We start from the raw sequence: 14740 nt of genomic DNA on the forward strand, positions 1-14740 counted from the left end.
CGGGGATCCGTCACTACTTGGTGATGGTGAGGGTGTCGACGTCCAGCAGCGCGCCGGAGCCGCCGGTGAAGGTCAGGAAGATCGACCCTGAACCCGTCCCGGTGAGGTTGGTGGTGACGTTCTGGAAGGTGTCCCAGCTACCGGTGTTCGGCACGGCCACCGAGCCGAGCACCGTCCCGGTCTGCGAGCCCGCGCGGACCTGGATGGTCCCGCCGGGACCGCCCGAGGAGACGCGCGCACTGAAGGTCTTCGCCCCCGACGCGGTCAGCGTGGTGTACCCGGCCCAGTCACCGTTGTCGATGTAGCCCATGGTCGTGCCGCCGCTGGCGCCGGCGTGGGCGGCCGGCTGCACGCCGGAGTTGGAGGTGTAGGCCTCCCCCTCGACCGTGGTGCTGGTGCCGCTGCCACCGGTGTTCAGGGTGAAGGCGTCGAGGTCGAAGAGGTTGCCCTGACCCGTGACCCCCTTGAAGACCAGGAACAGCGTGGTGGTGCCCGAGGGCGCGTTGCTCAGGTTGGCCGAGACGTTCTGGAAGTTCTCCCAGCCGCCGGTGACCGGCACCGTGGCCGTGCCGAGGAGCGTGCCGGTGGCCGACCCCGCCCTCACCTCGAGCGTGCCGCCGGCACCGCCGGAGGAGACGCGGGCGGTGATGGAGGTCGCGTTGCCGAGCGCGTACGGCGTGAAGGAGATCCAGTCGCCGTTGTCGATGAACCCGGCGGTCTTGGCGCCCTCGGCCGGTCCGTGCTCGGCGATCTGGATGCCGGACTGGGCGCCGAAGTGCTCGGCCTGGCGGTGGCGAGGCTGCAGGGTGCGGGTGCTCTCGCCGGCCAGGCCGCCCTTGTCGGTGTAGCTGGCGACGAAGACGCCGTAGATGTTCGCGGCGCTGTCGTGCTCACCGTCGGTCGGGACCGCGATGCTTCCCGAGCAGCCGTTCTTGCTGGTGATCTCGTGCGCGTGGCTGTCGTGGCCGAGGAGGTAGGTGACCTTGACCTTGGTGCAGTCGATGGTCCCGTCCTCGGGGTCGCTGACGTTGACCTGGAAGGGCACCGTGTCACCGAAGGAGAACAGCTGCCCGTTGACGGGCTGGGCGAGGTTCACCGTGGGCGCGGTGTTGCCGACGGTGACGGTGACGTTGGCGGTGCCGGTCAGCCCGCCGGAGTCCCTGACGGTCAGCGTGGCGGTGTAGGTGCCGTTCGTCGTGTAGGTGTAGGTGGGGTTGGCCGCGGTGGAGGTGGCGCCGTTGCCGAAGTTCCACGAGTAGGTCAGCGCGCCGCCCTCGGGGTCGGAGCTGCCCGCCGAGGAGAAGGTGACGGCCAGCGGGGCGGGCCCGGAGGTCTTGTTCGCGGCGGCCTTGGCGATCGGGTTGCGGTTGCTGCCCCCGATGTACTCGACGCGGTAGAGGGCCTGGTTACCGGAGCCGGTGCCGTAGTCGAGCACGTACAGCGCGCCGTCGGGGCCGAAGGTCAGGTCCATGACCTGGGTGCCGGTCCACGGGAAGGCGTCGATCGTGCCGGGCGCGCCGGAGGAGGTGACCTCGATGGCCTTGATCCAGCGGCGGCCGTACTCGGCGGCGAAGTAGCGTCCGTCGAGCGAGGCGGGGAACTTGACGGCCGAGTTCAGGGCCGCGTCGTAGCGGTAGACCGGGCCGCCCATCGGCGACTCGGAGCCGCCGCCGAACTCCGGCGGCGAACCGGCGTCACCGCCGTAGCGGATCCAGCTGGGCTTGGCCGCGGGCAGGGTGGTCAGGCCGGTGTTGCGGAACGAGTTGTTCGTCGGGCCTCCGGCACAGTTGTACTTGGCCTGGGACGGTCCGGACGGGAAGGTGTACTCGTTGTAGGTCTCGGCGGTGGTGTTGGTGCCGGTGCAGTACGGCCAGCCGTAGTTGCCCGGGCCCGTGATGCGGTTGAACTCCACCTGGCCGGAGGGGCCGCGGCTGGAGTTGCTGCTGCCGGCGTCCGGCCCGTAGTCGCCCAGGTAGACGATGCCGGTGGCCTTGTCGACCGACATCCGGAACGGGTTGCGGAAGCCCATCGCGTAGATCTCGGGACGGGTCTTGGCCGTGCCCGGGGCGAACATGTTCCCGCTGGGGATGGTGTAGGTCCCGTTCGCCTGCGGCTTGATGCGGAGCACCTTGCCGCGCAGGTCGTTGGTGTTGCCCGAGGAGCGCTGGGCGTCGAACTGCGGGTTGCGGTCGGTGCGCTCGTCGATGGGGGTGTAGGAGTTCGACTCGAACGGGTTGGTGTCGTCGCCCGTGGTCAGGTACAGGTTCCCGGCCGCGTCGAAGTCGATGTCACCGCCCACGTGACAGCACTGGCCACGGTCGTTGGGCACCTCCAGCACGACCTTCTCGCTGGCCATGTCCAGCGTGTTGTCGGACTTGAGGGTGAACCGGGACAAGTTCAGGTGTCCCTTCCACGCCTCGAAGGTCGCCGCGCTGCCGCTGGTGGGCGCGTCGCCCCCGGGGGTGCTCAGCTTCGGCGAGTAGTACACGTACACGTAGCGGTTGGTGGCGAAGGCGGGGTCGGCGGCGATGCCCTGCAGCCCCTCCTCGTCGTGGGTGTAGACGTCGAGCTTGCCGGCGGTCGTGGTGTCGCCGGCGGCGGTCGTACGGCGGATCGTGCCGTCGCGCGCCGTGTGCAGGATCGACCTGTCGGGCAGCACCGTCAGCGACATGGCCTCGCCGAGCTCGCTCGGGCCGGTGGCCAGGGGGACCTGCTGGTAGTCGGAGGCCGGGATGTCGACCATCGCGCGGGCCGCCGCGCCGGTGGCCGATCCGGTGGCCGCGTGGGCCGCCGGGCCGGTGGCCGCGGCGCCGGTGGTGATGAGCAGGGCTGCGGTCAGCAGCCTGGCCCACGGCCGAGGGCGTGGGGACATGGAGGGTCCTTTCCTGACTTGGGGGGATCAGTCAGGCAAGGCGCGCGCCGCCGCGCTTATGCCGTCCGGCAGCGCTGTCACGCGCGACCGGATGATGCCGGGTTCGTTGGTGCGGTGGTGCGGTTGTTGCGCGCGGTCCCGGAGGGTGCCGTCTCCGGGACAGACCGATGGAGGCCAGCAGTCTGTTTTTTTCGCGACTCGATGTACGAGTTACAGATTTTTAACACGCAAGCAACTTCGTGTAAACCCCCTGTCAAGGCTTCCCAGGTCAGTCCCCTGATGCGGGAGCGCCGGAAGTTACGCGCCCGTGCCCCCGCAACCTCAGGGGCGGCGAGCCGAACCGGTGATCGTCCAGTCCCGACGGGTGGGAACATACAAAAATTGGGTAGATCGGGCATGGTGACCGAAGAGAACTGGTTTCTCGACCGCGAGGAGCGCGGCAACCCGGCGTCCCGGATCGACACCCGGCACGACGGCGGGACCGCCTGGTCGCACGGCAACACCGTGCGGCCCATCCCGCACGGCGCGCCCTACTTCACCGAGCTGCTCTCCCGCGTCCGCGAGCTGCGCTCGGGGGACCTGCTGATGTTCACCGACTGGCGCGGCGACCCCGGGGAAAGGCTGGACGGCCCCGGCACGGAGGTCGCCGGCGTGTTCGCCGAGGCCGCCAGGCGCGGCGTCGTGGTCAAGGGCCTCCTGTGGCGCTCGCACTGGGACAAGCTCTTCTTCAGCGCGGAGGAGAACCGCCACCTCGGCGACGCCATCGAGGAGGCGGGCGGGGAGTGCCTGCGCGACATGCGCGTCCCCATGGGAGGCTCGCACCACCAGAAGCTGGTGGTGCTGCGCCACCGCGACGACCCCCGGCGCGACATCGCGTTCGTCGGCGGCATCGACCTGTGCTGGAGCCGCCGCGACGACTCCTCCCACGAGGGCGACGCGCAGGCCGCGCCCATGGCCAAGGTGTACGGCAGCCGCCCGCCCTGGCACGACGTGCAGGCCGCGATCCAGGGACCGGCCGTCGGCGACGTCGAGACCGTCTTCAGGGAGCGCTGGGAGGATCCCCAGCCGCTGACCCGCAACCCCGTGCACCGCGTCGCCGACCTGGTCCGGCGCGAGGACACCCGGCCGGATCCGCTGCCCCCGCAGCCGCCCGACCCGCCCGCCTGCGGCCCGCACGCCGTACAGCTCCTGCGCACCTACGCCCACCGCAGGACCCGCTACTCCTTCGCGCCGCGCGGGGAGCGCAGCGTCGCCCGCGGTTACCTCAAGGCCCTGCGCCGCGCCCGCAGCCTGATCTACATCGAGGACCAGTACCTGTGGTCACCCCAGGTCGCCGAGTCCTTCGCCGAGGCGCTGAAGGCCAACCCGGAGCTGAGGATGATCAGCATCCTGCCGCTCCACCCCGACCAGGACGGCCTGATCAGCGGTGTCCCGCAGATCCTGGGCCGCAACCAGGCGCTGGACGTCCTGAAGCGCGCGGGCGGTGACCGGGTCGCGGTCTACGGGGTCGAGAACCGGGAGGGCACCCCGGTGTACGTCCACGCCAAGGTCTGCGTCATCGACGACGTGTGGTCGACCATCGGCTCCGACAACTTCAACCGGCGCTCCTGGACCTACGACTCCGAGCTGACCTGCGCGGTGCTCGACGAGACCCCCGACGGCCGCGAACCGCTCGACCCCGGAGGGCTCGGCGACGGCGCCCGCCGCCTGCCCAGGGACCTGCGCCTCACCCTCGCCCGCGAGCACCTCGACCGGCAGGAGGGTTCCGACGCGGATCTGCTCGACCCCGCCTCCTTCTTCGACGCCTTCGCCTCCTCCGCGGCGGAACTCGAACGCTGGTACGCGGGGGGTCGTCAGGGTCCCCGCCCGCCCGGGCGGCTCCGGGCCTACCAGGTGCCGCGGATGTCCCCGTGGACCACCGCCTGGGCCACCCCGTTCTACCGCTTCCTCTGCGACCCCGACGGCCGCCCCCGCGCCATGCGCCGCGCCGGGAGGTACTGATCCCGCACGGCCGGTTCACGCCGGGCTCGTCGACCGGGTTCACGATCAGCTCACGGCCCGGTTCGTCGGCCCGGTTCGTCGGCCCGGTTCACGGCCGGGACGGTCGCCTGACGGCGACCGACGGGACGCCCGCCCGTCGCCGGCTCACCCCCTGAGCGGACGCAGGGCGGAGCCCCAGGCGAGGACCTGGTCGAGGACGAGGTTCAGCCGGTCCTCATGGGCGGTGGCGGGCTTGAAGCCGTCCGCGAAGTCGGTGAGGATCGACAGCCCGACCTGGTTCGACACGGTGGCCACGCTGAGCAGGCCCAGGACGTCCCGCAGGTGCGAGATCGCCCGGGGCGCGCCGTCCACGCCGTAGCCGACGAAACCGGCCGCCTTGTTCTTCCATTCCGCGTACAGGAAGTCGAGGGCGTTCTTGAGCGCGCCGGGGTACGAGTTGTTGTACTCGGGGGTCACGATCACGAACGCGTCCAGGGGCGCGATCCTGGCCGACCAGCGCCTGGTACGTTCGTGCCGGTAGTCTCCCGTGGCGGGGTGCTCGGGCTCGTCCAGGTTGCCCAGGTCGTAGTCCTTCAGATCGACGATCTCGTACTCGGCGTCACCTCGCTTGACCGCCAGATCGCGGACCCAGTGCGCCACCATCTCGCCTTTGCGGCCGGGACGGGTGCTGCTCAGGATGATGCCTACCTTCAGCATGTCGATGCTCCCTCGATCGGTTGCTCGATTGGTTACGCGAACCACAGTAGGGAGAGCTGCTGAGATACTGAATGCTTATAAATCCAAGTTTTATACGCCAGCGTCTCAGGCTGTAGACTCGACGTATGGATATGCTGAGCGACGTGGTGTCCTTCATGCGATGCGGGCGCCCTTCCTCTGTCCGCGTCTCCTGGCGGGCTCCCTGGGGTGTGTCGTTTCGCGCGGTGCCCGGGTCCGCGGGCTTCCATGTGGTGTTGCGCGGGTCCTGCTGGCTCGTCCCCCCCGACGGCGAGCCCGTTCCGCTGAGCGTGGGCGACGTGGTGTTCCTGCCGCACAGCGACCCGTTCGGGCTGGCCGACGATCCCGCGAGGCCGCTGGTCGAGGCGGACTGCGCCCCGCATTCGAAGCTGTTCGCCTCGGCCGGTTTCGGTGGCACCGGGCCCGAGACGGTGATCCTCTCTTGCGGCTACCGGCTCGACCCCGACAGGACTCACCCGATCCTGGCCTCGCTACCCGGCGTGATCCACCTGCCCGCGACGCTCGGCAGCCATCCGGGATTGCGGGCCGCCGTCGAGCTGCTGGCCGCTGAGATCGACACCCCGCGCCCCGGCACGGACACCGTCGTGTCGTCCCTGCTGGACATGTTGCAGCTGTACGTCCTGCGGGCCTACTTCGAGACCCAGGACGAGCCCTGCACGCTGTCCGGCTGGGCCGCCGTGCTGGCCGACCCCGCCATCGGCCGCGCGCTCGACGCCATCCACCGCGACCCGGCCCGCCGCTGGACGGTCGAGTCGCTCGGCGCCCACGCGGGCATGTCGCGCGCCGGCTTCGCCCGCCGCTTCACGGGGCTGGCCGGGCAGCCGCCGCTGGCGTACCTGACGTGGTGGCGGCTGGTGAGCGGGGCGCGCATGCTGCGCGAGTCCGACGCGTCGGTGGCGGAGGTGGCCGAGCGAGTGGGGTACGGGTCGGAGTTCGCCTTCGGCAACGCCTTCAAGCGGGAGTTCGGCGTGGCCCCCGGCCGGTACCGCCGCCGGCTCGCGGCGCACCCATGACTCCCACCGAAATACGGAGCGCGGTTCGGCGCACGTCGGCGGCGCGCGACCCAGGACGCCCGCTCATTCCGCTGAAAGTTCTCAGCGCAGGCCGTTCCTGGTCTTGTAGTCGTTCCATACCCGCACGCAGTAGGCGTGGCGCCAGTCACCGGAAGGCAGGTGGCGGCAGGCGTAGGCGGCGCTGATGCCGGCGGCGCCCCCGGTGGCCGGCGGCCTGTTCCTGGAGGCCGAGGGCGACGGCGACCTGGTGGCCGGCGCGCCCGTCCTGCCCGCCCGGGGCCGTGACCGGCCCTGCTGCCCCCCGGAACCCTGTGCCCCGGAGTCCTGCTTTTCGGCGCCCTGCTTCCCGGAGCGCGGCCGTCCCTCCGTCCCGGCACTCCCGGCGTCCCCGCCGGTGCTCGCGGTGCCCCGCCCGGCGCCTCCGCCGCCCCGGCCGCTCTCGTGCCCCGCGCCCCCGTCCGCCCGCCGGGCACCGGCCTCCGGCGCGGCGGCTCCCGTCCCGCCCGCCCCTCCCTGCCCGGTACCGGCCCGCGCGGAGCCCTCGTGACGCCGCCCGGCCCGCTTGACCGGCTTCTTGACAGGCTGGGCACGCTCCACCCGCTCAACCCACTCGTCCCGGATGTCTCCGGCGCCGGAAAGGGCCCGTTCCGCGGGGGGCACCCGCTCCGGATCACGCCCCGGGACCTTCTTCCCGGCGCCCCCGCCGGCCCCCGCCGCGCCCGGCCCCTTCTCGTCCTCGAGGGCCTTCCGCTTCCCCGCCGGCGCCTTCGCGTCCGTCTCGGCCACCACCGGGGCCCGCGAGGGGGTGATCACAGTGTCGTGCCCGGCGAGGAGGCGTTCCCCGGGAGACGCCGGCGACGGCCCGGCGACGGGCGTCCCCTCCCACGGGGACCAGCCGGACGACCAGACGCCGACCCCCGCGGCGGCGAGGAACCCGGCGATCAGCGCCGGTCTCAGAAGCTGGTCGCGCGAGAGACGGGCCCAGGGCCGCCGCCACGGGCTGGGCGGCGGGGGCATGGAGAACGGCCTGCTGTCGAGGTAGGTCCAGGAGCGGCGGACCATCGGACGGGTGGCGTCATCCACGTCGTCCGCGTCGTCCGCCGCCTCGTCCTTCCGGTGCCGCGCGGGCCCGCGCGGCGCCGGCGTCCCCTCCCCCTCGCGCTCCCCCTCGCACCGGCCGGGATCCGAGGGGAGCGCGGGCTCCGCGGGCGTCCGGGACTCCGGGGAGCCTCCGGGTCGCGGCGGCTCGGCGGGCTCCGGAGCTCGTCCGGTTCGCGGAGGCTCCGAGGGCGCCGGAACGCGTCCGGCGCGCAAAGGTTCCGGGGAGGCCGGAGAGCGTACGGATCGCGACGGCCCGGCCGGCTCCGGAGGTCCCGCGGCGCCGGGGAGTCCGGCGGGGTGCGGAGGTTCGGCGAGGTGCGGGAGCGGCGGGTCGGCGTACGGCATGCGCCCTCGCGGTCTCGCCTTGAGGCCGTGGCCGTGAGTGCGATCGTGCTCACCGTGCATCTCGCCTCCCGTGTCGCGTCTGGCCTCCCCACCCTGGCAAAATCACCCACTGTATGCGGCCCATGACAGTACGGTCTTACCGATCTGTTATCAGCAGCAGGCCGCAAAGATAAATAAATACGATGAAAAACCAGCTTGACCGATGGGGCGGGCGCCGCGTGCGGACATCTGGATCTCGTGGTCGAGGGGATGGGGCCCACTGTTTGCCGTGCGAGCCAGGCCGGAGGACGCGTACGGCAGCAAACTGCGCGCGACCGCTCATGGAGATCGATAACCTTGGCCGTCATGTCCTCGTTGATGATGAACAGGCGAGCCACCGGACTTTTTGCGATGGCCGTTCTGGGCCTTGCCTCCTGTGGCGGTGCCGACAAGGCGGCGTCCGCGTCACCCCCCGCCACGACCTCCCCGGCGAGCCAGTCGCCCGCGCGATCCTCCGCGCCCCAGACGAAGACCTATGAGGTCACTCTGGAGGTGAACGGCAAGGGCAGGATCTACCAGCCGATCGCGTATTTCGCCGACACCAACGGCAGCGAGTCGGATGTCACCCTCCCCTGGAAGAAGACCGTGACAATCGAACTCACCAAGGCCGAGCAGAAGGTCGGCTACCCGCTCTCCGTCATCCCCGGCGCGGTCCGCGACTCCAACCGCATGCTCAAACCGGCCAGGTGCCGCATTCTCGTCGACGGCAAGGAAGTCGCCACCAACGACGGCGGCGAGAGTACGTGCAAGTACACCTTGAAGTGAGCCGAGCTCGTTCCGCCCCGATCCGCCGCCTCGCGAGGACGACGGCGTAGGCCCTGGCGATGCTCGGCCTCGTCGTGTCGACACCGCTGTTCCGCTCATCCCGCTCGCCGCTCGCCGGGGTCCTTCCTCCCGAGCTCCGGGGCGACCGGAATGATCACATGGCACGGAAAGTGAACGAGGACGGACCTCGGACCATGACCTGGAGGGGCATCCGGACATGCCGAACCCGCCGGCCGGGGGCAACGGGGAAATACTCCCGCGGCCACCGGCCGGTGTTCCCGCGGTGTGACAGGATCTGTTGCAGTGCTCGCGGTCGGCGTGGCCGCCCCGTCCCGCCGTTGCGGCGCGCAGCGATGGCAAGCCCCGAGTCGTCAGGATCCTCACGATGCTGAAAGCCGGTCGGTCCCAGGAGGAGATCCGCCAGCACAACCTTGGCGCTCTGCTCCGGCACGTGCACCTGGGCGGCCCGCTCTCCCGCACCGAGCTGGCCGACCGGATGGGCCTGAACCGCAGCACGATCATGGGACTGACCGGGGAGCTCACCTCGGCGGGCCTGGTGCGCGAGGAACTCCCCAAGGAGACCGGCAGGGCGGGCCGGCCGTCGCTGGTGGTCAGGCCGGAGTCAGACCGGGTCTACGTGATCGCCTTCGACGTCCGGGTGGACCGGCTGGTCGCCGCCAGGGTCGGGCTGGGCGGAACGATCCTGGACCGCAGGGAGGCGGTCCGGCCGCGTGCCGGGGCCGACCTCGACGACGTGGTCGGCACCCTCGCCGGGTTCGCCCGCCGGATGTACCGCGAGGCACCCCCGGACGCGGTGTGCGTCGGGGTCGGCGCGGCCTACTGCGGCATGATCCGGCCCGGTGACGGGATGGTGCGCTTCGGGCCGAACATGGGCTGGGTGGACCAGGCCTTCGGTACCGAGCTCGGCCTCAGGCTGGGACTCGGGCTGCCGGTGTCGGTGGGCAACGAGGCCCACCTCGGCGCGCTGGCCGAGCACGAGCGCGGGGTGGGCGTCGGCTTTGAGAACCTGGTCTACCTGCACGGGGACGTCGGTGTGGGTGGCGGGATCATCGTCGGCGGCAAGCTGCTCGACGGCGACGGCGGGTACGGCTGCGAGCTCGGGCACATGATGGTGAACCCGTACAACGGGCGGCCCTGCGGGTGCGGCTCGCGCGGCTGCCTGGAGGCGGAGGTCGGCGAGCAGGCCCTGATCGACGCCGCGGGCCGGTCCTCCGAGCTGACCGGCCGCGAGGGCGTACGGGCCGTGGTGGACGCCGCCGGGCGCGGGGACGTCGCGGCCGCGGAGGCGCTGCGCCGGATCGGCGACTGGCTCGGCATCGGGGTGGCGAACCTGATCAACCTCTTCAACCCCGGCCTGGTGATCTTCGGCGGGATGCTGCGCGAGGTCTACCGGGGCTCGGCGGCCCAGGTCCACAGCCGGGTCGAGGCCAACGTGCTGGTGATCTCCCGGGAGAGGGTGCGGCTGCGCACCTCGGCCCTCGGGGACGACGCCACCCTGACCGGCGCGGCCGAGCTCGCCTTCTCCGAGGTGCTGGCCAACCCCCTGGAAGTACTCGCCCAAAGTGCCGGCCGGGCCAAAGGAACGTACTCCGCCCCGCGGTGATCGCCCTCGTCCCCGGCGGCCGGCGGAGCCGGTTCCCACGGGCCCCACGGTGTTTCCGTACGCGGCATACCGCCATTGTCACCGAGGCGAGCCGGGCGGGAAACGAGGCGTCAGACGGGAAACGCCAGGAACGTGAGAAACGCCGGGAAAGAGGCGTCACGCCGAGTCGGGGACCTCCAGGTGCCATCTGAACCATTCGACGACGTTCTTGACGAAGGTCACCCGGTTGGCGATCTGCCGGATCTCGTGCCCCTCGTCCTCGAACAGCAGGAGCTCGCAGGGCACCTCGCGGGCCCGCGCCGCCTGGAGCGCCTGCTCGGCCTCGTACAGGGGGACGTTGGTGTCGCGGGCGCCGTGCACGACCAGCAGCGGGGCGGCCAGCCGGTCGAAGGAGTGCAGGGGCGACAGGGCCCGCAGCAGCTCGCGATCGGCGACGGGGTGGCCGTACTCGCTGACGGCCGCCGCGGCGATCCACGGCTCGGTCCGCTCGTAGAAGGTCTCGAAGTCGGCCATGCCGCAGACGTCGACCCCGGCGCGGAAGAGGCGCGGGTGGGTGACGAGGGCGGCCAGCGTCAGGTAGCCGCCGTACGAGCGTCCCATGCACGCGATCCTGGCCGGGTCGGCGACGCCCGCCCGTGCCAGTTCCAGGGCGCAGTCGGCGACGTCGTTGATCGCGTCGAAGCGGAGGGCGTGGTTGTCGGCGTTGCGGAAGGCCCGCCCGAATCCCGACGAGCCGCGGATGTTCGGCGCGAGCACCCCGATCCCGGCGGCCAGCAGGTTCTGGAACAGCGGGTTGAAGGTGGGCCTCTCCTGGCTCTCGGGACCGCCGTGCAGGTAGACGACGAAGGGCGCCGGGCCCCGGGCGCCCGGGACCCGGTAGAGCCAGCCGGTCAGCTCCATGCCGTCGCGCGCCTGGAAGCGCACCAGCTCCGCGCCGGCCGCCCCGGGGATCCGCCCGGATCCCGCGATCCGCCGGTAACCGCCGGTCGCCAGGTCGCAGAGCAGTACGTGGGAGGGGTGGCCGGGCCCCTCGGCCGCCAGGACGGCCAGGCTGCCGTCCAGGGACACCCTGATCGAGGACACCACCTCGGCGGGCAGGGGCGGGAGCGGGCGCTTCTCGCCGGTGGCCGTCTCGATCACCTCCAGCTCCGACCGGCCGGAGGCGTTCCACACCAGGACGGCGAGACGGCCGTCGGCGCTCAGCGCGAACTGGTCCAGTTCGGCGTCGGGACGCTCGGCCAGCACGACCCCCGCCCCGTCCTCGCCCACCGCGACCAGCGCGGCCCGGTCGCGGCCGACGTCGGACAGCAGGTAGGCGGTCGTCCCGTCGGGAGAGAGGATCCCGTAGTCGGTGGTGCCGGTCATCCCGGCCAGCAACGGCCGCTCCCCGTGGCCCGGCAGGTCGCCCGCGGCCTCGTCGGGAAGGTTCGCGGGAAGGCCGGGCGGGACGTCGGAGAGATGGCCCGCAGGAAGGTCGAAGCGGATCCCGGCCGGAGGGTCGGCGGGCAGGCCGGGCGGGACGTCGTGGAGATCGCCGGAAGGGAGATCGAGGCGGATCGCGGCGGGGAGGTCGGCGCAGAGCCCACCGGGCGGGTCCGAGGGGAGATCTCCGGGATGGGAGAGACCGGAAACGAGGCCACCCGGATGGGACAGGCCGGTGACGAGACCGTCGGGATGGGACAGGCCGGAAACGAGGCCACCCGGATGGGACAGGCCGGTGACGAGGCCTCCGGGATGCGCGGGAGGGTGGCCCGCGGGGTCGCCGGGAAGGGCCGGAAGATCGGCCACGTACATCCGGCGCACGCCGCGCGGGCCGCGCCGCAGCAGCATCCGCCGGTGGTCGCGGCTGACCGCGGCCGGCTGCAGGAGCGCCCCGCCCGCGATGACCTCCCGGCTTCCCGAGGCCGCGTCGATCAGCACCGCGTCCGTACGGCCCGAGGAGGAGACCTCGGCGACGAGGAGGACCTCCCCCTGACCGGTCCAGCGCACGAACGACGCCGATCCGCCCTCGGGCGCGGACAGCGGGCGCAGGTCGCCGCCGTCGGGCCGCACCGTCCAGACCTGCGTGTGCTCCCCGCCGCCCGGCACGACGAGGACGGCCAGGCGCCGGGCGTCGGGGGACCAGCTCACGTCGGCGACGGGCTCGGGTCCCGTGTCGACCGGCCAGGCCCCCGGATCCTCCTCCTGGAGGGCCTCCGGGGTCTCCCCCGGAAGCCACGCCTCCAGCTCCGCGCCGAGGGGCTGGACCCAGACGCGCGGCGAGCCGTCCCGGTCGCCGACGAAGGCGACGGCGCTCAGGTCGGGCGCCAGCGCGGGCGCCCGGCAGCTCCATGCGGTCAGGCCCGTGCCCATCGAGGGACGAGAACGGGCGCCAAGAATTTCGGTCATCAAACTCCTTGTGCCTGCAACCACAGCTCCAGGAGTCCGAGTTGCCACAACGCGTTGGCACCCAGGGTAGTGCGGTGCTCGTCCGGTGCCGCGAGCAGCTTGTCGACGTACGGCTGGTCGAACAGGCCCCGGGACCTGGCGGTCCGACCGGTCAGCGCGTCCCTGACGAGCTCCAGGAACGGGCCGTGGATGTGCTTGATCGCGGGGACCGGAAAGTATCCCTTGGGCCGGTCGACGACCTCGGCGGGCAGCAGTTTGCGGCCGGCGCCCTTCAGGACGCCCTTGCCGCCGGAGGCGAGTTTGAGCTCGGGCGGGCAGGCGGCGGCCAGCTCGACCAGCTCGTGGTCGAGGAAGGGGGTCCTGGCCTCCAGCCCGAAGGCCATGGTCATGTTGTCCACGCGCTTGACCGGGTCGTCGACGAGCATGACGTTCGTGTCCAGGCGCAGCACCGCGTCGAGCGCGGTGTCGGCGCCGGGCCGTGCGAGGTGGCGCCGGACGAAGTCGCCGCTGACGTCCTCGTCCGGCATGTAGTCGGGCGACAGGATCGCGCCCAGCGTCCCGTGCGAGCGGTCGAAGAACTCCCTCTCGTAGACGGCGGCGGCGTCCTCGCGCGGCACGCCGGCAAGCGGCGGGTACCAGCTGTAGCCGGCGAACACCTCGTCGGCGCCCTGGCCGGACTGGACGACCTTGACGTGCTTGGAGACCTCCTCCGACAGCAGGTGGAAGGCGACGCAGTCGTGGCTGACCATCGGCTCGCTCATGGCCCGCACCGCGTGCTCCAGGGCGGGCAGCAGCCGGCCGTCGTCGATGGGGATGCGCCGGTGATCGGTGCCGAACTCGGCGGCGACCAGGTCGGAGTAGGCGAACTCGTCCCCCCGCTCTCCTCCCGCCGAGGAGAACCCGATGCTGAAGGTCGACAGGCCCTTCTGCCCCTCCTCGGCCAGCAGCGCGACGATCAGGCTGGAGTCCAGGCCTCCGGAGAGCAGCACGCCCACGGGCACGTCCGCGACCATGCGCCTGCGTACGGCCGCCCGCAGCCGGTCGAGCACGACCTCGCCCCACTCGTCCGCGGTCAGCCCTGCGTACTCGGGCAGGGCCGACCGGGTGTAGGGCGGCTGCCAGTAGAGGTGGTCGGTGACGGTCCCGTCGGGCTCGACGGTGCGTACGGTGGCCGGGGGAAGCTTGCGCACCCCGGCGAGGATGGTGCGCTCGGCGGGCACCACCGAGTGGAAGGTCATGTAGTGGTGCAGGGCCACCCGGTCGATGCCGGTGTCCACCCCTCCCCCGGCGAGCAGCGCGGGCAGCGACGAGGCGAAGCGCAGCCGGTCGGCGTCCTGGGTGACGTACAGCGGCTTTATCCCCAGCCGGTCGCGGCCGAGCGTGAGCCTGCCGGTGTCGCGCTCGGCGACCGCGAAGGCGAACATGCCCTTGAAGCGGTCGACGCAGCCGGTCCCCCAGCGGTGGAAGGACTTCACCAGCACCTCGGTGTCGGAGGTGGAGAAGAAGCGGTAGCCCAGGCCCTCCAGTTCCTCGCGCAGCTCGCGGTAGTTGTACAGGCACCCGTTGAAGACCCCCGCCAGGCCGAGGTCGCTGTCCACCATCGGCTGGGCGCCCCGGTCCGACAGGTCGATGATCCTCAGGCGCCGGTGGCCGAGGGCGACCGGCCCCAGCGACCACAGGCCGGCCCCGTCGGGTCCCCTGTCGTGCATCACGTCACTCATCCGGGCCACGGCGGCGACGTCCGCCGGGCGGCCGTCGAACCGGAGCTCACCGCTCAGACCACACATCGAAACCCCCCGGTGACCGGCTCGGGCCGGAGCCCGCCGCCTGGATCACACATCTCGCACATCTCACGCA

General features: G+C 71.9%; 9 protein-coding genes. 4 read left to right on the forward strand and 5 right to left on the reverse strand.

Annotated features, from left to right (window positions below; genetic code table 11):
* Window positions 1-13: 13 nt before the first annotated feature.
* The gene (locus AB0G15_RS20395) at window positions 14-2872 is read right to left on the reverse strand and encodes a carbohydrate-binding protein (RefSeq protein WP_362841819.1); all 2859 of its coding nucleotides are present in this window, start codon (window positions 2870-2872) and stop codon (window positions 14-16) included.
* Between the two features lie 396 nt (window positions 2873-3268).
* Here AB0G15_RS20395 and AB0G15_RS20400 point away from each other — a divergent pair, with 396 nt between their 5' ends.
* Window positions 3269-4873 (forward strand): phospholipase D family protein, encoded by a 1605-nt coding sequence (locus tag AB0G15_RS20400; protein ID WP_362841822.1) that lies wholly within the window; start codon window positions 3269-3271, stop codon window positions 4871-4873.
* Window positions 4874-5017: 144 nt separating this feature from the next.
* Here the strand turns inward: AB0G15_RS20400 and AB0G15_RS20405 are convergent, their stop codons facing one another.
* Window positions 5018-5569 carry an NAD(P)H-dependent oxidoreductase gene (locus AB0G15_RS20405; RefSeq protein WP_362841825.1) on the reverse strand — a complete coding sequence of 184 codons (552 nt, stop codon included), beginning with the start codon at window positions 5567-5569 and terminating at the stop codon, window positions 5018-5020.
* A gap of 125 nt (window positions 5570-5694) precedes the next feature.
* Between AB0G15_RS20405 and AB0G15_RS20410 the strand changes: the two genes are divergently transcribed.
* Window positions 5695-6621: an AraC family transcriptional regulator gene (locus AB0G15_RS20410; protein ID WP_362841828.1), complete on the forward strand. Its 927-nt coding sequence runs from the start codon at window positions 5695-5697 to the stop codon at window positions 6619-6621.
* A gap of 81 nt (window positions 6622-6702) precedes the next feature.
* Here the strand turns inward: AB0G15_RS20410 and AB0G15_RS20415 are convergent, their stop codons facing one another.
* Window positions 6703-7704, reverse strand: a complete 1002-nt coding sequence (locus tag AB0G15_RS20415; RefSeq protein ID WP_362841831.1) for a hypothetical protein — start codon at window positions 7702-7704, stop codon at window positions 6703-6705.
* Window positions 7705-8412: 708 nt separating this feature from the next.
* Here AB0G15_RS20415 and AB0G15_RS20420 point away from each other — a divergent pair.
* On the forward strand, window positions 8413-8871 hold the full coding sequence (locus tag AB0G15_RS20420; protein ID WP_362841835.1) for a hypothetical protein: 459 nt from the start codon (window positions 8413-8415) through the stop codon (window positions 8869-8871).
* Window positions 8872-9256: 385 nt separating this feature from the next.
* A complete protein-coding gene (locus tag AB0G15_RS20425; RefSeq protein WP_362841838.1) occupies window positions 9257-10495 on the forward strand; it encodes an ROK family transcriptional regulator in 1239 nt (412 codons plus the stop codon).
* A gap of 156 nt (window positions 10496-10651) precedes the next feature.
* Here the strand turns inward: AB0G15_RS20425 and AB0G15_RS20430 are convergent, their stop codons facing one another.
* Both AB0G15_RS20430 and AB0G15_RS20435 read right to left on the reverse strand, forming a co-directional pair.
* A complete protein-coding gene (locus AB0G15_RS20430; RefSeq protein WP_362841841.1) occupies window positions 10652-12883 on the reverse strand; it encodes an alpha/beta fold hydrolase in 2232 nt (743 codons plus the stop codon).
* A complete protein-coding gene (locus AB0G15_RS20435) occupies window positions 12883-14670 on the reverse strand; it encodes an N-acetylglutaminylglutamine amidotransferase (RefSeq protein ID WP_362841843.1) in 1788 nt (595 codons plus the stop codon). The genes AB0G15_RS20430 and AB0G15_RS20435 overlap by 1 nt, the downstream gene beginning before the upstream one ends.
* Window positions 14671-14740: the final 70 nt, after the last annotated feature.

The organism is Streptosporangium sp. NPDC023825, assembly GCF_040639575.1.
Lineage (GTDB): Bacteria > Actinomycetota > Actinomycetes > Streptosporangiales > Streptosporangiaceae > Streptosporangium.